Origin of the sequence: Streptomyces sp. NPDC058326, assembly GCF_042879855.1 — a bacterium.
Taxonomy (GTDB): Bacteria; Actinomycetota; Actinomycetes; order Streptomycetales; family Streptomycetaceae; genus Streptomyces.
Window position 1 is genome coordinate 226580 of sequence record NZ_JBHVZO010000013.1, and the last position, 22878, is coordinate 249457.

Genomic DNA, 22878 nt, shown 5'->3' on the forward strand with positions numbered 1-22878 from the left:
CCTGTCGGCCAGGAGGCCGGTGGGGCGCGCCGCGTGCCCCGGTGACCTGCCCGGAAGTCCCGCCTCGGAAGCGGCCCCGCGCTCTCCCCGGATCCTCGCGCTCAGGCGCCGGTCGGTGTGGGCGGGCCCGGCGGGGCCGGGCGGCGGAGGTGGTCGCGGATGACGCGGACCGCGGACTCGGCGTCGTCGACGGTGACCGTGAACGTACGCCCGTCCCCGAGGCGCAGGACGAGGCCCTCGCCGCGCCTGACGACCACGGCCGTGCCCTTCTCGGGGCGCCAGCGGTAGCCCCAGCCGCCCCAGTGGCGCGGGGTGACGCTCGGAGCGAAGTCGGCTCCGACGATGTGGGAGAGGAGGATGCGGCGGCGCGGCACGCCGATGTGGCCGCAGCGGACCTCCATGGCGAGGTCGTCGACCTTGACGGCCACGTGGACGAAGGCGAGCGTGCCGAAGAGGACGAGCAGTCCGGCGGCGACACAGCCGATGACGGCCATCAGAAGGGCGGGGACGCCGGAGGTCCAGGCCGATTCGACGGCGAGGGTGATGCCGAGGGCCATGAAGGCGGCGCCCGCGAGTGCCGCCAGCCACTGGAACCGGTTGGTGGCGCGGCCGGTCCAGACGGCGGGTGTCCGCTCGTCGGCGTGCGTGTTCCGGGCATGGTCCCTCATAAGGAAAAGACTACCCAGGATCGGCCGCGACAGCGCGCCGGAGCGAAGTCGTCCGCGCACGCTCAGTGAGCAGAAGACCCGGGATCGGTCGCAACGGCACGCCGAAACGGGGGCGTCCGCGCACGCTCGGTGAGCGGGCGCCGTCGGCGGAGGATCGTCCGAAGCCGCTCAGCGAGCGGGCGCCGCCGCCCCGAGGATCCGGCCTGCGGCGTAGCCGAGGGCCGTGGCCGGGAGCGGGCCCGGGCGTCCGCTGAGGAGGACGGAGAGACTTCCGGTGGGCTCCGCGTCGGGCGCGGGCTCCGCACCGACGCGGCGCAGCGCCTGTGCGGCGACCGCGTCCGCGGAGCCGTGGAAGACGAGCGGGGGCAGTCCCGCCCTCCGCGCTTCGAGTGCGGCGAGGATGCGCTCCTCGACGAGCTCGTAGTGGGTGCAGCCGAGGACGACGGCGCGGACGTCCCGGGGGGTGAGCGCGGCCGCCGCGGCGACGGCCCGGTCCACGGCCTCCGGGTCGGCGTGCTCGACGGCGTCCGCGAGGCCGGGGCAGGGCACCTCGGTGACGTCGGCGCCGTCGGCGAAGTCGCGGATCAGCCCGCGCTGGTACGGGCTGCCGGTGGTGGCGGGCGTGGCCCAGATGGCGACCTTGCCACCGCCCGCGGCGGCCGGCTTGATCGCGGGCACGGTGCCGATGACGGGGATGTCCGGTTCGAGGGCGGCGCGCAGGGCGGGCAGGGCGTGCACGCTGGCGGTGTTGCACGCCACGATCAGGGCCTGCGGGCGGTGCTCGGCGGCGGCGAGCGCGACGGCCAGGGCGCGCTCCGTGAGGTTCTCCGGGGTGCGCGGGCCCCAGGGCATGCCGTCGGGGTCGTTGGAGAGGAGCAGATCCGCGTCCGGCCGGAGGCGCCGCACCGCGGCCGCTGCCGCGAGGAGGCCGATTCCTGAGTCCATGAGCGCGATCTTCACCCGGTCACCCTAGCCGATGAGCCTTGCGGCCCCCACGATCTGGGGCAGACTGCCGCGAATGAGCACCCTCGCCTGGTTCGCGCTCGGTTCCTCCGTCGTCTGGGGTTGGCTGCTGCTGGGCCAGGGGTTCTTCTGGCGCACGGACCAACGGCTGCCACCGGTCGCGCACAACCGGCTGCCACCGGCCGCGCACGACAGACGGCCCTCACCGGCCGCGTCCGGGCAGCCGGGTCGTGACCACGCGGGCGTGGAGCGGGATCCCTGGCCACGCGTGGTCGTCGTCGTGCCGGCGCGGGACGAGGCCGGAGTGCTGCCGCTGAGTTTGCCGTCGCTGCTCGCGCAGGACTATCCGGGCGACGCCGAGGTGATCCTCGTGGACGACGGGAGTACGGACGGCACGGGGAGGCTCGCCGCCCAGCTGGCCGCTCGGTGCGGCGGGCTGCCGCTGACGGTGGTGTCGCCGGGTGAGCCCGAGCATGGCTGGACGGGCAAGCTGTGGGCCCTGCGGCACGGCATGACGCTGGCACGCGCGCGTGGACCCGAGTTCCTGCTCCTGACGGACGCGGACATCGCCCATGCGCCGGACAGCCTGCGTCTGCTCGTCTCCGCGGCGGTGGGGAACGATCTGGACCTGGTGTCGCAGATGGCCCGGCTCCGGGTCGCGAGCTTCTGGGAACGCCTGGTCGTGCCCGCGTTCGTCTACTTCTTCGCGCAGCTCTATCCCTTCCGCTGGATCAACCGGGCGCGGCCGCTGGCGACGGCCGCCGCGGGCGGCTGCGTACTGCTGCGGACGGAGACGGCGGTGGCGGCGGACGTCCCGGACGCGATCAGGCAGGCGGTGATCGACGACGTGTCGCTGGCGCGGGCGGTGCGGCGGGCCGGTGGGCGGATCTGGCTCGGGCTGGCTGAGCGGGTCGACAGCGTGCGCCCGTATCCCGGGCTCGGGGAGCTGTGGCGCATGGTCGCGCGCAGCGCGTACGCGCAGCTGCGGCACAGCCCGCCGCTGCTCGTGGGGACGGTGGCGGGACTCGCCCTCGTCTACCTGGTACCGCCGGTGGCCCTGGTGGCGGGTGTGGCGGGCGGCGACACGGTGGCGGCCTGGGCGGGGGGTGCGGCCTGGGCGGTGATGGCGGGGACGTACGTACCGATGCTCCGCTACTACCGGCAGCCGCTGTGGCTCGCTCCACTGCTCCCCTTCACCGCGTTCCTCTATCTCCTGATGACGGTGGACTCGGCGGTACGGCATCACCGGGGCGCCGGCGCGGCGTGGAAGGGCCGGACGTACGCGCGCCCGGAAGCGGCACGGGAGAGGTAGGCGGCGGCCGCTGCCGGCGACGGCACCCGTCCGGACCGTTAGGCCCGCGACAGCGACGGCACCCGTCCCGGACCGGTAGGCCAGCGCCAGCGACGGCGCCCCGTCCCGGACCGGCGACCAACAGCGGCGGCGACCGGCCCCGGGCCGGTCCGCGTCTGCCGGAAACCTGCACAACGTGTGCGTGTGGAGGAGCGGCGTCTTCACCGTTTCCCGACACCACCGGGCCCTGTGACGCCCGGACGGCACCCTTCTGTCCGCAATAGTTCCCCGCGCGTGACGGGCGGGCCGAATCTGTTACTCCCATCCGCGGAGAAGATGTCGGCATTCGGTGAAATTGAATGCACGACCGCTTCCAGAGGTGCAGAAACCCCCGCGCGGAAGCGTCAACCGAATTGGTCCGGTCAGCCGTTCGCGTGGTTGGATCAAGCCCGCTGCGGCCGCAGAAAACGGATTCCCCCCCATGAACGAAGGGTGCGCATCATGCGTCACGACCTTGAGACCGTAGAGATCTCCGACGCCGACCTCGACGCCGTTTCCGGCGGTCTCGTCACCGTCTCGGGCGGCCTCGCCGGCGCCCTGACCGGCGACGTCACCAACCTCCTCGGCACCGTCGGCTCCCTCCAGACGGTCCAGGGCGTCGAGAGCCTCGCCACCGGCGTCCCCGGCCTCGCCTCGGGCATCACCGGCGTCTCGGTGAACACCGCGGGCATCACCGGCCTCGCCGGTATCTGAGCCGAAAACGGTCTGTGAACCCCGGAACCGACCCGGTTCCGGGGTTTGCGGCCGCCCTTGAGCCACCTCATGTCCCGACCGCGGAATACCCGGCCGCGGGACATGCGTCAGAATGCAGTCGAAGGAATAGTCCGTGCAGTTCCGCCGCAATGCGCTTTCCAAGCTGCAATCGCCCGAAGAACTCGACGTGCCCGTGCGCTTCGCACGTCCCCAGGGGCGTCTCGTGCTCGCCGTCACGCTCGTCGTCATGGCAGCCGCCGGCTTCTGGGCCCTCACCGGCACGGTGACGTCCAAGCTGAACGCCCCCGGGCTCCTGACCCACGCCGACGGCAGCTATCTGCTCCAGAGCCCCGTCGCCGGACAGGTCACCGAGGTCCTTGTCGAAGAGGGCCGGCCCGTCACCGCCGGAGCGCCCCTGCTGACCGTCCGCACGGACCGGGGCGACCGGCCCGTCCGCGCCGTCGCCGGCGGTCGCGTCACCACGCTGTACGCCAGGCTGGGTTCGGTCGTCACCACCGGCGCCGACGTGGCGACCGTCGAGCGGGTGACCGACCCGGACGCGCCCCTGGTGGCCGTCCTCTATCTGACGGGAGACACCGCTGCCACGGTCCGCGCGGGCGTCCGGGTCGACCTCGCCGTCCAGTCCGTCCCGCGCGACCGGTTCGGCGTGCTCCGGGGCCGGGTCACCGCGGTCGGCCGCACTCCCCAGTCGGAGGCGCAGCTCGGCTCCTTCCTCGGCGACGCCGGACTCGCCGCGCGGTTCTCCCGGCAGGGCGATCCGATCGCGGTGCTCGTGACACTGGACCGCTCGGCCGCCACCGCCTCCGGATACGCCTGGTCCTCCACGGACGGGCCCCCGCACGCCCCCTCCTCCGGTACGCCCGTCACGGGCGCCGTCCATCTCGCCGCCCAGCGCCCCGTCGACTGGCTGCTCCCGTGAGCGGGTCACGCGCGGCCACCCGGGCGCGCTCCGGCGGCAGGGCGCGGACCTCCGCCCGCAGCCTCCCGCCCGCAGGCGGACCCCGGCGCCGCACGCCCGTCGCCAAGGGCCGAAGGCAACGGACCGTCCGTACCCCCACGGTGCTCCAGATGGAGGCGGTCGAGTGCGGAGCCGCCGCCCTCGCCATGGTGCTCGGCCACCACGGCCGCTTCGTCCCCCTCGAAGAGCTCCGCATCGCCTGCGGCGTCTCCCGCGACGGGTCCCGGGCGGGCAACCTCCTGAAGGCTGCCCGGAGTTACGGACTCCAGGCCAAGGGCATGCAGATGGACGTGGCCGCGCTCGCCGAGGTGGCCGCACCGGCCGTCCTGTTCTGGGAGTTCAACCACTACGTCGTCTACGAGGGCACGGGCCGCCGCTTCGGCCGCCCCGGCGTGTACGTCAACGACCCGGGAAGCGGCCGCCGGTTCGTCCCCATGGACCAGTTCGACACCAGCTTCACCGGGATCGTGCTCACCTTCGAGCCGGGCCCCGGCTTCCGCCGCGGCGGCAGCCGGCCCGGTGTCCTCTCCGCCCTGCCCGCCCGGCTGCGCGGCACCTCGGGCACCATGGCCGCGGCGGTCGTCGCCAGCCTCCTCCTGGTGGCCGTCGGCGCGTGGGTGCCGGCGCTGAGCCGTACGTACATCGACATGTTCCTGATCGGGAACCAGACGTCGCTGCTCGGCGTGGTCTTCGCGGCGATGGCGATCACCCTCGTCCTGACGGCGACCCTCACCGCCCTCCAGCAGGCCAATCTGCTGCGCGGGCGCATCATCGCCTCCACCCTGGGCAGCGCCCGCTTCCTGCGGCATCTGCTCCGGCTCCCGCTCGCCTTCTACGCCCAGCGCAGCCCCGCCGACCTCGTCCAGCGACTGCAGTCCAACGACGCCGTCGCCGAGACTCTCGCCCGCGACCTGGCCGCGGCGGCCGTCGACGCCGTGGTCGTCCTGCTCTACGCGGTGCTCCTCTGGACGTACGACCCGCAGCTCACCGTCGTCGGCGTGCTGATCGCCCTGCTCAACATCCTCGCCCTGCGCGTCGTCATCCACCTGCGGGCCACCGGCACGCAGAAGCTGCGCGCCGAGAGCGCCCGGCTGACCAACACCTCGTACAGCGGACTCCAGCTCATCGAGACGATGAAGGCCACGGGCGGCGAGGACGGCTTCTTCCGGCGCTGGGCCGGACAGCACGCCACCACCCTCGACGTGCAGCAGCGGCTCGGCGTGCCCAGCGCCTGGCTGGCGGTCGTCGCGCCGACCCTCGCCGCGCTGAACAGCGCGCTGATCCTCACGATCGGCGGACTGCGGGCCGTGGAGGGCCATCTCACCGTCGGGCTGCTCGTCGCCTTCCAGGCGCTCGTGACCGGCTTCACCGCCCCGATCACCCGGCTCAACGGCGTGGCGGGCCGCATCCAGGACTTCGCCGCCGACGTCGCCCGGCTCAGGGACGTCGAGGACTTCCCCGTCGACCCGGTCCACACCCGGCGCGTCCCGCACGCCCCCACCCGCCGGCTCACCGGCCACGTCGAACTGGAGGGCGTCACCTTCGGGTACAGCCCCCTCGACGCCCCGCTGCTGAAGGACTTCTCGCTCACCGTCGGCCCCGGGCAGCAGGTGGCTCTGGTCGGCGGTTCCGGCAGCGGCAAGTCCACCGTCTCGCGGCTCATGTCCGGCCTCTACACGCCGTGGGAGGGCACGATCCGCATCGACGGGATGCGCCTCGAAGACATCCCGCGCAGCGCGCTCGCGGCCTCCGTCTCCTTCGTGGACCAGGACGTCTTCCTCTTCGAGGGCACCGTCCGCGACAACGTGGCGCTCTGGGACCCCTCCGTCCCGGACGAGGCCGTCGTCGCCGCCCTCCAGGACGCCGCCGTGTACGACGTGGTCGCCCGCCGGCCCGGCGGCATCCGCAGCCGTGTCGAGCAGGACGGCCGCAACTTCTCGGGCGGCCAGCGCCAGCGGCTCGAGATCGCCCGCGCGCTGGTGCGCCGCCCCAGCGTCCTGATCCTCGACGAGGTGACCAGCGCCCTGGACGCGGCGACCGAGGAGATCGTCATCGACAACCTGCGGCGGCGCGGCTGCGCCTGCGTGGTCATCGCCCACCGGCTGAGCACCGTCCGCGACAGCGACGAGATCGTCGTGCTCGACCGGGGGACGGTCGTGGAACGCGGGCGCCACGAGCAGCTCGTCGCGGCGCGGGGCGCGTACGCCGGCCTGGTCGAGGAGCACTGAGGTGACCTTTCCCCACCTGCCCGCCGACGTCAGCGGCGCACGGCACGGCGGCGGCGCGCAGGACCCGGTCGTCGCGGCCCTCGGCGCCCTCGGCACCGTGGTCGACTGCGCGGGCCTGAGCAGCGTCGCCCTCGAAGGTCCGCACGTCCTCTGGCTCGTCGTCGACGGCGCCCTGGACCTCTTCGCCGTCGACGCGGCGCGGCTCGGGCCCTGGCACTTCCTGGGCCGCCTGGAGACGGGCACGCTGCTCCTCGGTCCGGTCGAAGGACCCGCGCACACCCTGATCGGCCGGCCCACCCAGGGCTGTCTGCTGCGCCGGGTCGAGCTCCGCGAACTGTCGTACCCGGCAGCGCAGTCGTACGCCGAGCAGGGGTACGGCGGCCGGTGGTACGAGGGCCAGTGGTACGAGGACCGGAGCGCGTACGGAACGGGTGCCGAGCCTCCGCTCAGCCCCCTGGAGCACGCCTTCGCGCTCGGCGTCGGGCGCGGGCTGCGTGTCCTGTACCAGGCGGCCTCGGACGGCGGCCCCGGCGAGGCACCCGGCGCGGCCGACGACGACGTCCTCTGGATGCGGATCGCGCCCGGCAGCATCGCGTACGGAGCGGCGTACGAGACGCATCACGGCCCCGGGGCCGGCACCCTGCTGGTCGACCCCGTCACCTGGCAGGGCATGGTCGACCAGCAGTACCGGCTCCTCCACGCCCTGGACGGCTGGATCGAGCAGCTCGAACGCGAACACGAGGACCGCGCGGCGGCCGGGATCGAGGCGGGGAGGGCCGCCCGCACCCGTGCGGACCACACCCTCCTCGCGTCCATCGGCCGTACGGGCGGCGGCCCCGCGCGGGGCAGGGCCGACGACGACGCGACCTACGCCGTGTGCCGGGCCGTCGCCGAGGAGGCCCGCATCACCCTCGCGGATCCGGCCGACACCATGGGCGCCGACCCCGGACATTCCGACCCCGTCGAACGCGTCGCGCTCGCCTCCCGGATCCGCACCCGCGGCGTCCGGCTCGGCGAGCGGTGGTGGCGTGAGGACAGCGGGCCCCTCGTGGGCCACCGGACGGACGGGACACCGGTCGCTCTGCTGTGGCGGCGCGGCCGGTACGTGGCGTTCGACCCCGCCACCGGCGAGCGGGAGCGCGTCGACCGGGCCCGCGCCGCGGAGTTCGCACCGCGCGCCGTCATGTTCTACCGCCCGCTGCCCGACCGGCCGCTCGGCCTGCTGCCGCTGCTCCGGTTCAGCGTGCGGGGCACCCGGGCGGAGCTCCGCGCCCTCCTCCTCGGCGGGCTCGTCGCGGTCGTCCTCGGGGCCCTGGTGCCCATCGCCACCGGCAAGGTGCTCGGCACGTACGTCCCGGCCGCCGAGACCGGTCTCATCGTCCAGACCGGTGTCGCGATCATCGCGACCAGCCTCGTGTCGGCCGCGTTCATGCTGCTGCAGAACACCGCGATCCTCCGTATGGAGGGCCGTATCGAGGCCACTCTGCAGCCGGCCGTCTGGGACCGTCTCCTCCGTCTGCCGACGACGTTCTTCGCCGGCCGCTCCACCGGCGAACTGGCGGGCGCCGCCATGGGCATCAGCGCCATCCGCCGTGTCCTGTCCGGTATCGGTCCCGTGGTCGTGCAGGCGGGCACCGTCGGCACGGTCAACCTCGTGCTGCTGCTCGTCTACAGCGTGCCCCTGGCTCTCGTCGCGCTCGCCCTGCTGCTCGGGACGGCCGCGGTCTTCCTGGGGCTCGGGCTCTGGCAACTGCGGTACCAGCGCCGGCTGGTCCGGATCGGCAACAAGCTCGACAACCAGGCCTTCCAGACCCTGCGGGGTCTGCCGAAACTGCGGGTCGCGGCGGCCGAGAGCTTCGCGTACGCGGCCTGGGCCGGGGAGTTCGCCCGCACCCGCGAGCTGCACCGCCGCGTGGGGCGCATCAAGAACGTCCTCACGGTCCTCGGCGCGGTCTGCCTGCCGCTGTGCACGCTCGTCATGTTCGCGCTCCTGGCGGGCCCGGCGCGGGGCACCCTGTCCGCGAGCGAGTTCCTCACCTTCAGCACCGCCGTCACGATGATGCTGTCCTCGGTCACGCAACTGACCGGGGCGCTCCTCTCGGCCGCCGCCGTGCAGCCCATGTTCGAGCAGATCAGGCCGCTGCTCCGGGAGACGCCCGAGGTCCGTGGCTCCAGTGCGAGGCCCGGCGAGCTGACCGGGGCCATCGAGGCCGAGAACCTGTCCTACCGCTACACGGAGGACGGTCCGCTGGTCCTCGACGGGGTCGACCTCCGGGTGCGGCCCGGCGAGTTCGTCGCGATCGTCGGGGCCAGCGGCTGCGGCAAGTCCACGCTCCTGCGGCTGCTCATCGGCTTCGACCGGCCGTCCTCCGGCACCGTGCGGTACGACGGGCAGGACCTCGCCGCCCTCGACCAGGCGGCCGTGCGCCGCCAGTGCGGCGTCGTGCTGCAGAACGCCCAGCCGTTCTCCGGCTCCGTCCTCGACTGCATCCGCGGCGCCGGGTCGTACCCGCTGGAGGACGCGTGGGCCGCCGCCGCGATGGCGGGCCTGGCCGAGGACATCAAGGCCATGCCCATGGGCATGCACACGATGCTGTCCGACGGCGGGGGCAGCGTCTCGGGTGGCCAGCGCCAGCGGCTGATGATCGCCCAGGCCCTCATCCGCCGGCCCCGCGTCCTCTTCTTCGACGAGGCGACCAGCGCCCTGGACAACGAGGCGCAGCGGATCGTCATCGAGTCGACCCGCGCCCTGAACGCGACCCGTGTCGTGATCGCCCACCGGCTGTCCACGATCATGGACGCGGACCGGGTGATCGCCCTGGCGGACGGACGCGTCGTCCAGGAAGGCACCCCCGCGGAACTCCTCGCCGACACGGACGGGCTCTTCCACGAGCTCGTCCGGCGTCAACTCGGCTGATGCCGTGACCCGTTTCGGCGGGCGTCCTTCCGCGTATCGGTCCGTGGCTCCGGGGCGGCCCTCGATTACTGTTGGTAATTCATTGATAATTCTGCGTTTCAGACGTTCAAGATCGAACGTCGAGGGTGCCTCCTCCGCCGGAAAAGCCCCCGCTGTTAACGCAGACTTTAACGTTGTTTCGGCAGGTCAGGCCGACAAAAACAGCGTAAATCGGATGACCCGAAGATGGGGGCTCCCCAACCGGCACATCGTGGGCTTAACTTATGTTCCATGACCTCCCCCCGCTCCACCTATGGAGGCGGTTACCACACCGCGCCGTCCTTCCCGGACACCCCGATCTACGACTCCCTGGTCGCGGAGCGGGGCACGCCTCAGATCGCCCCGATCCGAGTGCCAGCCGCCTACGACACCGGCAGCAGCTTCACCGCGAGCGGCTCCTACCTGCCGGCGCTCCCCGCGGCACTGCCCGCCCTCCCGGCGGCGCCCACCCCGCAGCCCTCCTACGGCGGCGGCTACGGATACCCGCAGCCCGCGCAGCAGATGGCCCCCGTGCCCCTGCAGCACGCCCCCGCGCCGTACATCCCGCAGCAGCAGGCGGCCCCGCGCGGCTATCAGGGCGGCCCGTACGGTCAGCCGCCCCGCCCCGCGCCCGCGGGGTACGAGGCGATGCGTCCGGCGGCACCCCGGCCGGCCCCCGCGCCGGTCCCCGCCCCCGCGCCCTACGACGACCCGTACAACCGTCCCTACCAGGGCGGGGGTTACTGACCGGCTCGGCGCACCGGGGGACGTCGGGCCCGGAGCGGCTGGCAGGATGACAGCATGCCGACTCCTGTACTCCGTTCCGTCCACGTCCACCCGGTGAAGGCCATGCGCGCGCTGGCTCCCACGGAGGCCGAGGTCCAGCCCTGGGGGCTGGCCGGGGACCGCCGCTGGGCCGTCGTCGACGCGACGTGGAAGGTCGTGACCCAACGCCGTCACCCCCGGATGGCGTTGACCACGGCGGAGCCGCTGCCGGGTGGCGGGATCATCCTGTCCGCGCCCGGCCACCCCCCGCTGACGGTCGAGGTGCCGCACCCCTCGTCCACCGTCACCGTGGAGATCTTCGACAAGCCCGTGGAGGCCGTGCCGGCCGGCGAAGCGGCGGCCGGCTGGCTCTCGGCGTACCTGGAGGGCGATTTCCGGCTCGTCCACATGGACGCGCCCGAACACCGGCGCCCCGTGGACCCGGAGTACGCGCTGCCCGGCGAGACGGTGAGCTTCGCGGACGGCTATCCGCTGCTCGTCGCCGCCGCCTCCTCCCTCGACGCCCTCAACTCCCTCATCGCCCAGGGGGACCACGCCCACGAGGGTCCCCTTCCGATGAACCGGTTCCGGCCGAACCTGGTGATCGCGGGCACGTCCCCGTGGGCGGAGGACGGCTGGACGCGGCTCGCCGTCGGAGAGGTGACTTTCCGGGTCGCCAGGCCCTGCGGGCGCTGTGTCGTCACCACGACGGACCAGCTCTCCGCCGCGCGGGGCAAGGAGCCGCTGTGGACCCTCGCCCGGCACCGCAAGAACGACGGCCGGGTCATCTTCGGCCAGAACCTCGTCCCCGAGCACACCGGCACGGTCAGGGTCGGGGACGAGGTGAAGATCCTGGACTGAGCGGGGTCCCCTCCGCGGGCCCGGCGAGCGGGCAGCATCCCGGACGACGGCCCCGTCACACCTCAGCGGGCCGACGGGCGGGGAACCCTCCCCCGGGGCACACTCGTTGGAGGAGCGGTCAACGACGAGGGGGTCCCGACGTGCGCGCGGCCATCGGTCTCTGGCGCTGGCGGCACAATCCCCTGCGCCGGACCACGGATCTCGTCGAGGCCTGGGTCGCCCTCACGGCGGTCGTGCTGCTCTGTGTCGTGGCCCCCCTGACCGGCTGGGCGGCCGGCTCCGCCGCCGACGCCTCCCTCCAGCGGGCCGTCCACGCCCAGCAGGAGCAGCGCGTGCCGACGACGGCCCGGGTGGTCCGGGCCGCGAGCGGAGCGGAGACCGCGGACGAGGCCCCGGAGGAGCAGCCGCGGCGCTCCGTGGTGGCCCGGTGGACCGCGCCGGACGGCTCGGAGCGTACGGGCACGGTGACGACGGCCCTGCGGACCGCCGCGCCCGGCGCCGCCTTCACGCTCTGGACGGACCGGGAGGGGCGCCCGGTGGCACCGCCGCTGCGCTCGGACACCGCCCGCGCGCACGCCGTCGTCGCCGGTCTGACGGCCGCGCTGCTCACGGCCCTCCTGGTGGAGACCGTCCGGCGCCTCGCCGTACGCCGGCTGGTGCTGCTGCGGTACGCGCGCCTGGACCGGGCTTGGGCGGCGGCCGGCCCCGACTGGGGCCGCACCGGCACCGGCAGCTGAGCCCGGACGCGGACCGTCCCGAGTGCGACCGGGCGCGACCGACCGCGACCGCGCCCGACCGTCTGTGACGCGAGTCCGGCGCCCGTACGGACGGGGCCGGCGACCCGTCAACCGCGTGGCCCCGCGCGCGCTACGGTGGGGCATCGGATCAGCGGCGAGGCATGAGGCGGGGGCAGGACACACCCATGGCACAGGGCACGGTCCAGGTGACGCACACCGGCACATCGCGGTGGCGGCGCCGCACGGGTGAGTATCCCTCGCTTGCCGCCGCCCTGGAGGCCGCGGGTGACGGGGACGTGCTCACGGTCGCGCCCGGAACCTACCGGGAGAACCTGGTGGTGCGGCGGGCCGTCACCCTGCGCGGCCCCGAGGGCGGCGTCGGCTCGGTGCGGATCGCGCCGCCGGACGGGGTGCCGCTGACGATCCGCGCCTCCGTCACCCTGCAGGACCTCCACATCGAGGGGCAGGACGTCGCCGCTCCGGCGCTGCTCGTCGAGGACGGCACCCCCGAGCTGCTCGACCTGCGGATCATGACGCGCTCCGCCGCCGGGATCGAGGTGCGGGGCGCGGCCCGGCCGACGGTCCGCCGCTGCACGGTCGACAATCCCGCCGGCGTCGGCATCGCCGTACTCGACGGAGCCGGCGGGGTGTTCGAGGAGTGCGAGGTGGTCTCCGCCGGGCAGGCGGGCGTCTCGGTGCGGGGCGGGGCGCATCCGCGCCTGGAGCGCTGCCGGGTGCACCACGCCACCGGCGCCGGGATCGCCGTGACCGGCGAGGGCAGCGGTCTGGAGGGCATCGGCTGCGAGGTGTACGAGATCAAGGGCGCCGGTCTCCAGATCGCGGCCCGTGCCACCGCCCACCTCACGGACTCCTCCGTGCACCGCACGTCGGGGGACGGCATCACCCTCGACACCGACGCGGTGCTCACGCTCTCGGACTGCGACATCCACGACGTCCCGGAGAACGCCGTCGACCTGCGGTCGCGCTCGGTCCTGACGCTGACCCGGTCGACCGTCCGCCGCTTCGGCCGCAACGGGCTCTCGGTGTGGGACCCGGGGACCCGGGTGGACGCCAACCAGTGCGAGATCCACGACAGTACGGGCGACTACCCGGCGGTGTGGGTGAGCGACGGGGCGACCGCCGTCCTCGACGCCTGCCGGGTGCACGACGTGCCGGACGCGCTGTTCGTCCTCGACAGGGGCTCCCGGGTCGACGTCGTCGACAGCGATCTGTCGCAGGTGCGGAACACGGCGGTCTCGGTGAGCGACGGGGCGACGGCGCAGCTCGACGACTGCCGCATCCGGGAGGCCTCCACGGGCGCCTGGTTCCGGGACCACGGCAGCGGCGGCACCCTCGCCGGCTGCACCATCGACTCCGTGCAGACCGGGGTCATCGTCACCAAGGGCGCCGACCCCACGATCGACCGGTGCACGGTCACCTCGCCCGCCGAGGCCGGCTTCTACGTCTCGGCGGAGGGACGCGGCTCCTTCCACGGCTGCCGGGTCACCGGCAGCGGCGGGTACGGCTTCCACGTCACGGACGGCTGCCGGACGACGCTGCGCACGTGCCGTACGGAGCGGTGCGCGCGCGGCGGCTACGAGTTCCCCGAGGAGGGGACCAGCGCGGAGGACTGCACCAGCGACGAGAGCGCGGTCCGCTCCTCCGTACCCGACGGGGGGACCGTCCTGACGGCCACGCGGTCGGCGGGACTCCTCGGGACGGTGCCGGCGCCGCGCGCCACGGCGGCCGCGCCGCAGGCCTCTCCTGAGCCCGTGCCCGCCTCCCGTTCCTCCCAGGAGGTGCTCGGGGAGCTGGACGCCCTGGTGGGCCTGGAGAGCGTCAAGCTGGAGGTGCGCACCCTCACCAACATGATCGAGGTGGGGCGCCGGCGTCAGGAGGCCGGTCTCAAGGCGGCCTCGGTCCGCCGCCATCTGGTCTTCACGGGCAATCCGGGTACGGGAAAGACGACGGTGGCCCGGCTGTACGGCGAGATCCTGGCCTCGCTCGGCGTCCTGGAGCGGGGGCACCTGGTGGAGGTCTCCCGGGTCGACCTGGTCGGTGAGCACATCGGCTCGACGGCGATCCGTACCCAGGAGGCCTTCGACCGGGCGCGGGGCGGCGTGCTGTTCGTCGACGAGGCGTACGCCCTGTCGCCGGAGGACTCGGGCCGTGACTTCGGCCGTGAGGCGATCGACACGCTGGTGAAGCTGATGGAGGACCACCGGGACGCGGTCGTCGTCATCGTCGCGGGCTACACGGCGGAGATGGAGCGCTTCCTCACCGTCAACCCCGGTGTGGCCTCCCGTTTCTCCCGGACCATCACCTTCGGCGACTACGAGCCGGACGAACTGCTGCGGATCGTGGGGCAGCAGGCGGACGAGCACGAGTACCGGCTCGCCCCGGGCACGGACGAGGCGCTGCTCGTGTACTTCACGAAGCTGCCGAAGGGCCCGGCGTTCGGCAACGGCCGTACGGCGCGGCAGACGTTCGAGTCGATGGTGGAGCGGCACGCGGGGCGGGTCGCCGCGCTCGCCGACGCGAGCACGGACGACCTCACGCTGCTCTATCCGGAGGACCTGCCCGAACTCCCCTGATCGGCCGTGTCGTTCGCGTCGCGCTGCCGGGGCAGCGCGGGCAGCAGCTGGTCGAGGAGGGCGGAGCGCCGCACGGCGAACTCCGGGTCCGACCGGTAGTCGGAGTGGCCCAGGATCGGCTCGGGCAGCGGGTGTTCGCGGGTGCGGCCGTAGGCGACCGGGTCCCGCAGCTCCGCCGCGTCCACGGCCGGGCGTTCGTCCTCCGCCGGCACCCGGACGGGTCCGCCGATGGGGTCGGTGGCACGGTACAGGTTGTGCCAGCAGCGCACGGTGCGGTTCAGGGCGCGCAGCGCGTCGGGCCCGAAGTACGCGGGGAACCAGCGGCCGTAGAGCCGCTCCAGGGGCGATCCGTACGTGAGGAGGGCGACCCGGCCCCGGGTGGCGGGCGGCAGCTGCCAGACGGCGGCCGCGGCGAGGACGCTGCCCTGGGAGTGCCCGGAGATGACGAGCCGGCCACCGGTGCTCCGGGTCCAGGAGCTCATCCGCCAGGTCAGGTCGGGGACCGCCCGTTCGGCATAGCAGGGCGGGGCGAAGGGGTGGGCGGCGCGGGGCCAGAAGGTGCCGACGTCCCACAGGATGCCGATGGTGCGGCGGGCGGAGGCGTCCCGGTAGGCGCGGCGGCCCCAGGTGACGAAGAGCAGGAAGCCGAAGCCGATCATCCAGGAGCCGACGGCCTGCGTGGCGGAGGCGAGCGACGCGACGGCGGGGTGGGCGCCGTCGAAGGCCCGGCCGGGAACGTTTCCGCTGGCCCAGGCTCCGGCGACGGAGACGGCCCCGAGGAGCAGGGTGGCGCCTGAGACGACGCCGACGAGGACGGGCGCGGAGTCGGTGAGCGCCGCGCGCGCCCGGCCTGAGGCGATCTGTCCCGTACGGACGGGGTCGCGTTCGTCGGCGGCCGCGTAGTCGGCCTCGACCGTGGCGCGCAGCCGCCGGGCGGCGAGCACGGTCCGTACGGCGAGGAGGAGGGCGGGCGCGAGGAGCAGCAGGAGCAGGACGGGGATGACGGAGGCCTGCCAGCTGAGCAGTACGGGCGGGCCGATCCGGGGGCCGCCGTGGGCCGCGCCGGGGCCGTCGAGGCCGTCGGCGACCCATTGGGCCACTCCCCCGGACATGACCCCGGCGAGGGCGCAGGCGAGCATGGCGACGGCGGGGCCGCCGAGTCCGCGCAGCGCCGTGCGGGGGTCCCGGCCGGGCCGCTGGAGCAGCAGCGCGACCACGCCGAGGGCGACGACGAGGGCGCCCTGGACGAGGGTGAGGCCGCCGAAGGCGGCGTCGCCGGGGAGGGTCCCGCCGGACGTCCAGCGGGGGCGGGACCAGCCGGCGTACAGGGCGCTGAGCGCGAGGAGCCCGAGGGAGATGCCGGGCAGCCAGGAGACGAGGGCGCGCTCGACACGCAGGTCGAGCCGGCGCTCGCTGCGGCCTCGACGGCAGACGACCCACACGACGGACACGGCCAGGGCGACGAGGGCGGCCTGGAGGATCCGGCCGAGGACGGCGCCGGCACCGGGGTCCGTGGCGTCGTGCCGTGCGGTGGCCGTGGTGAGCGCCGCGGCGACGGTGAGGAAGCCGGCGGCGGTGTGCGCGGCCCTGAGACGGGCGACGAGGCGGCGCCCGTACCAGAAGCCGGGGCGGCCGAGAGCGGCCCGCGGCCCGGAGCGACCGGACCGGCTCTCCGCGGGGCCGGGGGCGGCGGCGTCGGGGCCCGGGGGCTCCGGGGCCGCCTGGTGTGGGCCCGCCTGCTGTGGGCGTGCCGTCCCCGGAGCCTCCGGGCCCGTGGTCTCGGGTCCTTGTGGTGGTTCGGCCGTGGGGGCGTCGTAACCGGTCGGCGGGCGTTGGGCCTCGTACGCGCTCCAGGTCCTGGTCGACAGGAACCACAGGAGGCCGACGAGCGCGGCCGGCACCAGGGCGGCGAGCGCGAGGCGGCGGCCGGGCTGCGACCACCAGCCGTCGCGTCCCTCGGAGAGGAAGCCGAGCCAGGAGTACGCGTCGGCGCAGACGGCGGTCCCCGCGCACTGCCAGGCCGTCAGGTCGAGCGCCACCTCGCAGGCCGCGGCGGTCAGGAGCACGGTGAGGGTGAGGGCCACAAGCCGGACGAGGAGCCCGTACACCCGGACGAGCCCCGGGCGGCCCTGGGAGGGCGGGCGCATCCAGTGCGCCAGATTGACGACCATGAAGGGCAGGAGCAGTAACCACAGGGCGCGGGCTCCGTCGCCGGAGGTGAGGTTGGACCAGCAGTACGCCTCCGGGACAGGGCGGTTCGCGTATCGCTCCGGGTGCTCCTCGGCGTCGAGGTCCTCCGTGCGCCGGTACACGGCGGCGGTCCGGTCGCCGGTGATCCGTACGGTCCTGGGGTCGTCGAGCATGTCCTGGGGGGTGGCTCCGCCGACTCCGTGGACGAGGAGTTCGAGCGCCGCGCCCCCGGTCTCCGGAGCGGGTGTGGCAGGGGACACGGAGGGGACTTCCTCTCAGGGTGGGAAGATGCGACGTCGGCAACAGGATCGCGGACGGTGGTGCGCCTGCGCACCGTTCCTCACCGAATCCGACAGCCATCCCCTTGTCTCCTGCGGAAGGACCGGCCCCGGCGGTGACTGACAACCAGAACCTGCTAGCGGAGCAGCGGCGCACCCTGATCCTCGACGAGGTACGGCGACGCGGCGGTGTACGGGTCAACGAGCTGACCCGGCGCCTCAGCGTCTCGGACATGACGATCCGTCGCGACCTCGACGCGCTGGCCCGGCAGGGGATGCTGGAGAAGGTGCACGGCGGAGCCGTTCCGGTGGTCGAGGCGAGTACCCACGAGCCGGGCTTCGAGGCCAAGTCGGCGCTCGAGCCGAGTGCCAAGGACGAGATCGCGCGGGCTGCCGCCGCCCTGGTCGGGCCGGGCACGGCGATCGCCCTGTCCGGCGGGACGACGACCTTCGCCCTGGCCCGGCATCTGCTCGACGTGCCGGACCTGACGGTGGTGACGAACTCGGTCCGGGTCGCGGACGTGTTCCACGAGGCCCAGCTCGCCTCCGGCGCGGGCGAAGCACGGCGCGGGGCGGCGACGGTCGTCCTGACGGGCGGGATGCGCACGCCGTCCGACGCCCTGGTGGGCCCTGTGGCGGACCGGGCGGTCCGCTCGCTCCACTTCGACCTGCTGTTCCTCGGCGTGCACGGCATCTCGGTGGAGGCCGGTCTGTCGACGCCGAACCTGGCGGAGGCGGAGACCAACGGCTGTCTGATGCGGTCGGCGCGCCGGGTGGTGGTGGTCGCCGACCACACCAAGTGGGGCACGGTGGGCCTGAGTTCCTTCGCCGAGCTCGACGAGGTGGACACCTGGGTGACGGACCGCGGCCTGCCCGAGGCCGTACGGGCCGAGGTGACGGAGCACCTGCCGGGTCTCGTGGTGGCGGGCGAGGAACAGGCGTGAGCCGCTTCCGGGTCGAGCGGACCGTGGCCCTGGCGGCCGGAGAGGTGTGGCGGCGGCTGACGGACTGGCCGGCGCACGGCCGCCAGGTGCCGCTGACCCGGACGAGGGTGCTGACTCCGGGCCCGAACCGGATGGGAACCCGGTTCACCGCGCGCACGGGCGTCGGGCGGCTGTCCTTCGACGATCCGATGGAGGTCGTGCGCTGGGAGCCCCCGGCCGCGGGGCGCCTGGGGACCTGCCGTCTGGAGAAGTACGGGCGGGTGGTGCGGGGTTGGGCGCTGGTCGAGGTGACAGAGATGCCGGACGGCGGCAGCCGGGTGGTGTGGACGGAGGAGCTGTCCCTGCGCGGGGTGCCACGGGCCTTCGATGCGTTGCTCGCGCGGGCGGGACGGCTGCTGTTCGGGCGGGCGGTGGACGGGCTGTTGCGGCGGGGGTGAGAGGGTCCCTCGTCTCGGACGGGCGAGGAGCCCGGGGCGGCGCGGGCCCAGGCGCGGGGGCCGGGGCGGCGCGGGCCCAGGAGCGGGGGCCCAGGCGTACAAACCCAAGCGCTCGGGCCCAGGCGTACGGGCCCAAGCGCGTGAGCCCAGGCACGTGCGCCTGGTCTCGGCCAGACGTCGGCCGCCCCCCTGTGCCGGTGACGTCCCGTCAGCTAGGGTGCTCTTTCGCTTCGTCCTGGGGAGGTCCGGCCATGACACGTCGACTGAGGCCGGTGGAGCTCGACTTCACCGCGTCCGCGCCCGTCCGTCTGGTCTTCACCGCGACCCTGGCCGCGCCGCCCCCGGCCGTCTACCGGTCGCTGGCCGTGGAGGTGGGGAGCCTGCCCTCCTGGTTCACGGCGGTCACCTCCGCCGTCCCGACGGGCGACGGAGCGGGCAGGACCGTCCGGCTGCGGGGCGGGATCGCCTTCGAGGAGACGATCCTGGCCTCCGAGCCCGACGTCAGGTACGCCTACCGCGTGGACGCCACCAACGCCCCGGGCGTCTCCGCGCTCGCGGAGGAATGGTCCCTCTCCCCCGTGGGGAAGGGCACCCGGGTGCGGTGGACCATGGCGGCAGACGGCGCGGCCCCGTTCCGCCTCGGGCTGCGCCTCGCCGGGCCCGGCGTGGGCCTGTCCTTCCGCGACGCGGCGCGCCGGCTCGACCGGCGGCTCACTCCGGCCAGGCCCCGGACTCCAGGAACCGTTCGATAGCGGCGCTGTACGGGGTGATGTCCAGACCCTGGGCGGCCAGCCACTCGTCGGAGTAGTACTTGTCGAGGTAGCGCTCGCCGGGGTCGCAGATCAGGGTGACGACACTGCCGGTCCGCTCGTGGGCGACCATCTCGGCCACGATCTTGAACGCGCTCCACAGGCCGGTGCCGGTGGAGCCGCCCGCCTTGCGGCCGATCACGGCCTCCAGGGCGCGGACGGCGGCGACGCTCGCCGCGTCGGGCACCTTCATCATGCGGTCGACGGCCCCCGGCACGAAGCTGGGCTCCATCCGGGGCCGTCCGATGCCCTCGATGCGGGAACCGCAGTCCGCGGTGGCGTCCGGGTCGTTGTGCGTCCAGCCGTCGAAGAAACAGGAGTTCTCGGGGTCGGCGACACAGATCCTGGTGTCGTGCTGCATGTAGTGGACATAGCGGGCGATGGTCGCCGAGGTGCCGCCGGTGCCCGCGGTTGCCACGATCCACGCGGGCTCCGGGTACCGCTCCAGCCTCAGCTGCTGGTACATCGATTCGGCGATGTTGTTGTTCCCTCGCCAGTCGGTGGCCCGCTCCGCGTACGTGAACTGGTCCATGTAATGGCCGCCGGTGCGCTCGGCGAGGGCGGCGGCCTCCTCGTACATCGTGCGCGAGTCGTCGACGAAGTGGCACTGCCCGCCGTGGAACTCGATGAGCCGGCACTTCTCGTGGCTGGTGGTGCGGGGCATGACGGCGATGAAGGGCACGCCGACGAGCTTCGCGAAGTACGCCTCGGAGACGGCGGTCGAGCCGCTGGACGCCTCGATGACGGGCTTCCCGGGCCGCACCCAGCCGTTGCAGAGTCCGTACAGGAAGAGGGAGCGGGCGAGGCGGTGCTTGAGGCTGCCGGTGGGGTGGGTGGACTCGTCCTTGAGGTAGAGGTCGATGCCCCACTTCTCGGGGAGCGGGAAGCGCAGCAGATGGGTGTCGGCGGAGCGGTTGGCGTCGGCCTGGACCTTGCGGACGGCCTCCTTGAGCCAGGCCCGGTACGCCGGGTCGCTGCGGTCGACGTCGACGGTCACCGCCGCGGCGGCCGACCGGTTCCCCACGCTGTTCTCCAGGGTGCTCATGCGTGCCTCTCCTCGGTCGCTTCCACTGGGTGCCCACTGCCGACGATACCCCTCCCACCTGGGCAAACGTTTCCTTTGACTCTCCATAGGGATGACTTGAGGGAGGGCCACTGGTGCGGGCCGCGGCGGCCCGGCACACTGGGAACAACGACCGGGCGAGAGGGGCGGATCGGCATGTCGGAACCCGAGTTCAGCGCGAGGGGCGTACGGATCGACCGCTGGCCGCGCTCACTGACGCGCGCGGGCGAGGTACGGATCGAGGACGGCAGGCTCGCCCTCCTCACGAGTTACGGCAGCGAGATCGACAGCGCGCCCGTGGAGAAGGTCCGGGCGGGGCGGCCGTGGTTCGCGAAGGCCGACGAGACGGTGGCGACGGTGAACGGCACCCGCTACCGGCTGACCCTGCACCGGGACGGCGACGACGACAGCGGCGAGGCGGCGGGATCCGGCCGCTTCCTCGCGGCCCTGAAGCGGGCCGCCGGGCGGCGCGGGCACTGACGGCGACGGAGGGCGGGTTCCGAGGACGTCACCGGCGCTCGGCGCCGGGCCGCGACGCGGGCCGGTGAGTCGCCGTGAGTTGCGGGACGGTCACGGCTGGGCCACGCTGGAACAACCTCACAGAGGGTTCAACGGTGGTGACGTTACGTTCTGGTCACCACTCCGCCGTACCGCATGAGAGACACGAATCTTCGTCTTCTTCCGGACTACTTCGGGGAGTCGCAGCCGTGATCAGCGAGCCGAGCAGATATTACGCGGTGGAGCTCCAGGCCCTGCCGTCGCGGATCGGACAGGTCCGCAGAATCGTTTCCGCGCATCTTCGGCACTGGCACGTCGACACTCTGGTCGACCACGCCGTGCTCGGAGTCACCGAGCTTCTGACCAATGTCCACCGGCACGCGCAGCCGGACAAGCGGTGCACCGTCGAGATCGAGCTGCTGCTCGACCGTCTCACGGTCTCCGTCCGGGACCACGACCCCCGCATACCGGAGGCCGACTGCCCGGATCCGCTCGACGCGTACGACGAGCTGGCCACCTCCGGCCGCGGCCTCGCCATCGTCGGCGCGGTCAGCGAGAGTTGGGGCGTCCGCCCGTGCGGGGCCGACGGGAAGGTGGTGTGGTTCACCCTCTCGGCGCCGCCGCGCCCCGTCCCCGTCATGGCGCGTCCGCACATCGTGTACGGCTCCGAGACCGACGGCCCCTTCCTCGGGTACGGACGCCACTCCGGCGTTCCGCTCAGCGCCCCGGCCGACCCGGCGCCGGCCCCCGACCCGGCCCTGGCGCCGGAACCGGTCCTGACGCCCGCCCCTGCCGTGGTCACGGCCCGCCGGACGGCGGTCACGCCCGGCGCCCCTTCGAGTCCGCGGCGCGGCCGAACCGCTCCTCAAGGACGGTGAGCCGGCGCCAGTACTCGTCCTCGTCGATCTCGCCCGCGGCGAACCGGTGGCCGAGCAGGGCGATCGGCGAGCTCTCGTCCGGCCCGCCGTCGCGGCCGGGGCGGCTGTCGCCGCCGAAGCCCCCGACCCGTCCGCGACGCCATCCCGCGCGGCGGGCGACGGTGACGACGCCGACGATCACGACCGCCCAGACAAGAGGGAAGAAGAGGACCCAGGGTCCGGGACCCGTGTGGGCGAGTGTGTTCATGAGAGTTCAGCTCCTCGGTGCGCCGGGGTGTGTTTCCGTGATGCGAGCCTCGCCCCGGACAGGGGCCCGGGGCGTCGTACAGGCGGCTGCTTCGCGGGTACGCCACGGGGAGTACGGCGAGCCCCACCGGAGGCCTTCCCCTCTGTACCTACTGGTATGTACAGTGCGATCATGAACACGGACACCTCTGAGCGGCTGGTCGAGGCGACCCGCGCGCTGCTGTGGGAGCGGGGATACGTCGGCACCAGCCCCAAGGCCGTTCTGCGGGCGGCGGGAGCGGGCCAGGGCAGCATGTACCACCACTTCGCCGGCAAGCGGGACCTGGCCCTCGCCGCGATCCGGCGTTCGGCCGAGGAGCTGGGAGCCGCGGCCGAAGCGGTCCTGGGCGGCGAGGGCCCGGCGTACGACCGGATCGAGGCGTATCTGCTGCGCGAGCGGGACGTCCTGCGCGGCTGCCCGGTGGGGCGGCTGACGATGGACCCGGAGGTCATCGCGGACCCGGAGCTCCGCGCACCGGTCGAGGAGGTGCTCGACCGGGTGCGCGGCCGGCTCGCCGAGGTGATCCGGGCGGGCCTGGACAGGGGCGAGTTGAGCGGCCCCCTCGATCCGGAGGAGATCGCGGCGACGGTCGTGGCGACCGTGCAGGGCGGCTATGTGCTGGCGCGCGCGACGGGTTCGCCGACGCCGTTCGACAGCGCGGTGCGCGGTCTGCTCGCCCTGCTCGCCCCCCGCGCCACCACCACCGCCTCGGCCTGATCCC

The 22878-nt window shown here is 73.8% G+C and carries 19 protein-coding genes and 1 pseudogene; 15 read left to right on the forward strand and 5 right to left on the reverse strand.

Annotation, left to right across the window (positions count from 1 at the left end):
• Positions 1–101 precede the first annotated feature (101 nt).
• On the reverse strand, positions 102–668 hold the full coding sequence (locus tag ACFVYX_RS23960) for a hypothetical protein (RefSeq protein WP_389683485.1): 567 nt from the start codon (positions 666–668) through the stop codon (positions 102–104).
• 168 nt (positions 669–836) lie between these two features.
• Entirely contained in the window at positions 837–1628 is a 792-nt protein-coding gene (locus ACFVYX_RS23965) for a glutamate racemase (protein ID WP_389683486.1), read from the reverse strand.
• A 58-nt stretch (positions 1629–1686) separates the two neighbouring features.
• Between ACFVYX_RS23965 and ACFVYX_RS23970 the strand changes: the two genes are divergently transcribed.
• The 9 genes from ACFVYX_RS23970 (at position 1687) to ACFVYX_RS24010 (ending at position 14774) form a co-directional block, all read left to right on the forward strand.
• Entirely contained in the window at positions 1687–2943 is a 1257-nt protein-coding gene (locus tag ACFVYX_RS23970) for a glycosyltransferase (protein WP_389683487.1), read from the forward strand.
• 480 nt (positions 2944–3423) lie between these two features.
• Positions 3424–3675 carry a hypothetical protein gene (locus ACFVYX_RS23975; RefSeq protein ID WP_389683489.1) on the forward strand — a complete coding sequence of 84 codons (252 nt, stop codon included), beginning with the start codon at positions 3424–3426 and terminating at the stop codon, positions 3673–3675.
• A 133-nt stretch (positions 3676–3808) separates the two neighbouring features.
• Positions 3809–4615, forward strand: coding sequence for an HlyD family efflux transporter periplasmic adaptor subunit (locus ACFVYX_RS23980; protein ID WP_389683491.1), 807 nt, complete (start codon positions 3809–3811; stop codon positions 4613–4615).
• 149 nt (positions 4616–4764) lie between these two features.
• Entirely contained in the window at positions 4765–6882 is a 2118-nt protein-coding gene (locus tag ACFVYX_RS23985; protein WP_389683522.1) for an NHLP family bacteriocin export ABC transporter peptidase/permease/ATPase subunit, read from the forward strand.
• Between the two features lies 1 nt (position 6883).
• Positions 6884–9799, forward strand: coding sequence for an NHLP bacteriocin export ABC transporter permease/ATPase subunit (locus ACFVYX_RS23990; RefSeq protein ID WP_389683492.1), 2916 nt, complete (start codon positions 6884–6886; stop codon positions 9797–9799).
• Positions 9800–10069: 270 nt separating this feature from the next.
• The gene (locus tag ACFVYX_RS23995; protein ID WP_389683493.1) at positions 10070–10564 is read left to right on the forward strand and encodes a DUF6643 family protein; all 495 of its coding nucleotides are present in this window, start codon (positions 10070–10072) and stop codon (positions 10562–10564) included.
• A gap of 54 nt (positions 10565–10618) precedes the next feature.
• Complete coding sequence (locus ACFVYX_RS24000; protein ID WP_389683494.1) at positions 10619–11443, forward strand: MOSC domain-containing protein; 825 nt, start codon at positions 10619–10621, stop codon at positions 11441–11443.
• A 140-nt stretch (positions 11444–11583) separates the two neighbouring features.
• Entirely contained in the window at positions 11584–12180 is a 597-nt protein-coding gene (locus tag ACFVYX_RS24005) for a hypothetical protein (RefSeq protein ID WP_389683496.1), read from the forward strand.
• Between the two features lie 185 nt (positions 12181–12365).
• Positions 12366–14774: a right-handed parallel beta-helix repeat-containing protein gene (locus ACFVYX_RS24010; protein WP_389683497.1), complete on the forward strand. Its 2409-nt coding sequence runs from the start codon at positions 12366–12368 to the stop codon at positions 14772–14774.
• On the opposite strand, the gene ACFVYX_RS24015 is transcribed toward ACFVYX_RS24010, so the two are convergent.
• Positions 14744–17224, reverse strand: a complete 2481-nt coding sequence (locus tag ACFVYX_RS24015; RefSeq protein WP_389683498.1) for a hypothetical protein — start codon at positions 17222–17224, stop codon at positions 14744–14746. The genes ACFVYX_RS24010 and ACFVYX_RS24015 overlap by 31 nt on opposite strands.
• A gap of 134 nt (positions 17225–17358) precedes the next feature.
• On the opposite strand from ACFVYX_RS24015, the gene ACFVYX_RS24020 reads away from it, so the two are divergent.
• The 3 genes from ACFVYX_RS24020 (at position 17359) to ACFVYX_RS24030 (ending at position 19375) form a co-directional block, all read left to right on the forward strand.
• Positions 17359–18186: a DeoR/GlpR family DNA-binding transcription regulator gene (locus ACFVYX_RS24020; protein ID WP_389683499.1), complete on the forward strand. Its 828-nt coding sequence runs from the start codon at positions 17359–17361 to the stop codon at positions 18184–18186.
• Positions 18183–18623 carry an SRPBCC family protein gene (locus ACFVYX_RS24025; RefSeq protein ID WP_389683500.1) on the forward strand — a complete coding sequence of 147 codons (441 nt, stop codon included), beginning with the start codon at positions 18183–18185 and terminating at the stop codon, positions 18621–18623. The genes ACFVYX_RS24020 and ACFVYX_RS24025 overlap by 4 nt, the downstream gene beginning before the upstream one ends.
• Positions 18624–18874: 251 nt before the next feature.
• A complete protein-coding gene (locus ACFVYX_RS24030) occupies positions 18875–19375 on the forward strand; it encodes an SRPBCC family protein (RefSeq protein ID WP_389683501.1) in 501 nt (166 codons plus the stop codon).
• Here the strand turns inward: ACFVYX_RS24030 and ACFVYX_RS24035 are convergent.
• Positions 19335–20477 carry a PLP-dependent cysteine synthase family protein gene (locus tag ACFVYX_RS24035; protein WP_389683502.1) on the reverse strand — a complete coding sequence of 381 codons (1143 nt, stop codon included), beginning with the start codon at positions 20475–20477 and terminating at the stop codon, positions 19335–19337. The two genes, ACFVYX_RS24030 and ACFVYX_RS24035, sit on opposite strands and share 41 nt — an antisense overlap.
• A 174-nt stretch (positions 20478–20651) precedes the next feature.
• Here ACFVYX_RS24035 and ACFVYX_RS24040 point away from each other — a divergent pair, with 174 nt between their 5' ends.
• Both ACFVYX_RS24040 and ACFVYX_RS24045 read left to right on the forward strand, forming a co-directional pair.
• Entirely contained in the window at positions 20652–20975 is a 324-nt protein-coding gene (locus ACFVYX_RS24040; protein ID WP_389683503.1) for a hypothetical protein, read from the forward strand.
• A gap of 227 nt (positions 20976–21202) precedes the next feature.
• Positions 21203–21679, forward strand: a pseudogene (locus ACFVYX_RS24045) (ATP-binding protein); the annotation flags it as partial.
• Positions 21680–21812: 133 nt separating this feature from the next.
• On the opposite strand, the gene ACFVYX_RS24050 reads toward ACFVYX_RS24045, so the two are convergent.
• Positions 21813–22118: an SHOCT domain-containing protein gene (locus ACFVYX_RS24050; protein WP_389683504.1), complete on the reverse strand. Its 306-nt coding sequence runs from the start codon at positions 22116–22118 to the stop codon at positions 21813–21815.
• A gap of 156 nt (positions 22119–22274) precedes the next feature.
• On the opposite strand from ACFVYX_RS24050, the gene ACFVYX_RS24055 reads away from it, so the two are divergent.
• Positions 22275–22874, forward strand: coding sequence for a TetR/AcrR family transcriptional regulator (locus ACFVYX_RS24055; RefSeq protein WP_389683505.1), 600 nt, complete (start codon positions 22275–22277; stop codon positions 22872–22874).
• Positions 22875–22878: the final 4 nt, after the last annotated feature.

What these genes read in the sequence shown, in the direction of transcription:
- ACFVYX_RS23960 (WP_389683485.1), bottom strand. Translation starts at nt 668, where the DNA reads ATGAGGGACCATGCCCGGAACACGCACGCCGACGAGCGGACACCCGCC.
- ACFVYX_RS23970 (WP_389683487.1), top strand. Translation starts at nt 1,687, where the DNA reads ATGAGCACCCTCGCCTGGTTCGCGCTCGGTTCCTCCGTCGTCTGGGGT.
- ACFVYX_RS23975 (WP_389683489.1), top strand. Translation starts at nt 3,424, where the DNA reads ATGCGTCACGACCTTGAGACCGTAGAGATCTCCGACGCCGACCTCGAC.
- ACFVYX_RS23985 (WP_389683522.1), top strand. Translation starts at nt 4,765, where the DNA reads ATGGAGGCGGTCGAGTGCGGAGCCGCCGCCCTCGCCATGGTGCTCGGC.
- ACFVYX_RS23995 (WP_389683493.1), top strand. Translation starts at nt 10,070, where the DNA reads ATGACCTCCCCCCGCTCCACCTATGGAGGCGGTTACCACACCGCGCCG.
- ACFVYX_RS24000 (WP_389683494.1), top strand. Translation starts at nt 10,619, where the DNA reads ATGCCGACTCCTGTACTCCGTTCCGTCCACGTCCACCCGGTGAAGGCC.
- ACFVYX_RS24010 (WP_389683497.1), top strand. Translation starts at nt 12,366, where the DNA reads ATGGCACAGGGCACGGTCCAGGTGACGCACACCGGCACATCGCGGTGG.
- ACFVYX_RS24030 (WP_389683501.1), top strand. Translation starts at nt 18,875, where the DNA reads ATGACACGTCGACTGAGGCCGGTGGAGCTCGACTTCACCGCGTCCGCG.
- ACFVYX_RS24035 (WP_389683502.1), bottom strand. Translation starts at nt 20,477, where the DNA reads ATGAGCACCCTGGAGAACAGCGTGGGGAACCGGTCGGCCGCCGCGGCG.
- ACFVYX_RS24040 (WP_389683503.1), top strand. Translation starts at nt 20,652, where the DNA reads ATGTCGGAACCCGAGTTCAGCGCGAGGGGCGTACGGATCGACCGCTGG.
- ACFVYX_RS24050 (WP_389683504.1), bottom strand. Translation starts at nt 22,118, where the DNA reads ATGAACACACTCGCCCACACGGGTCCCGGACCCTGGGTCCTCTTCTTC.
- ACFVYX_RS24055 (WP_389683505.1), top strand. Translation starts at nt 22,275, where the DNA reads ATGTACAGTGCGATCATGAACACGGACACCTCTGAGCGGCTGGTCGAG.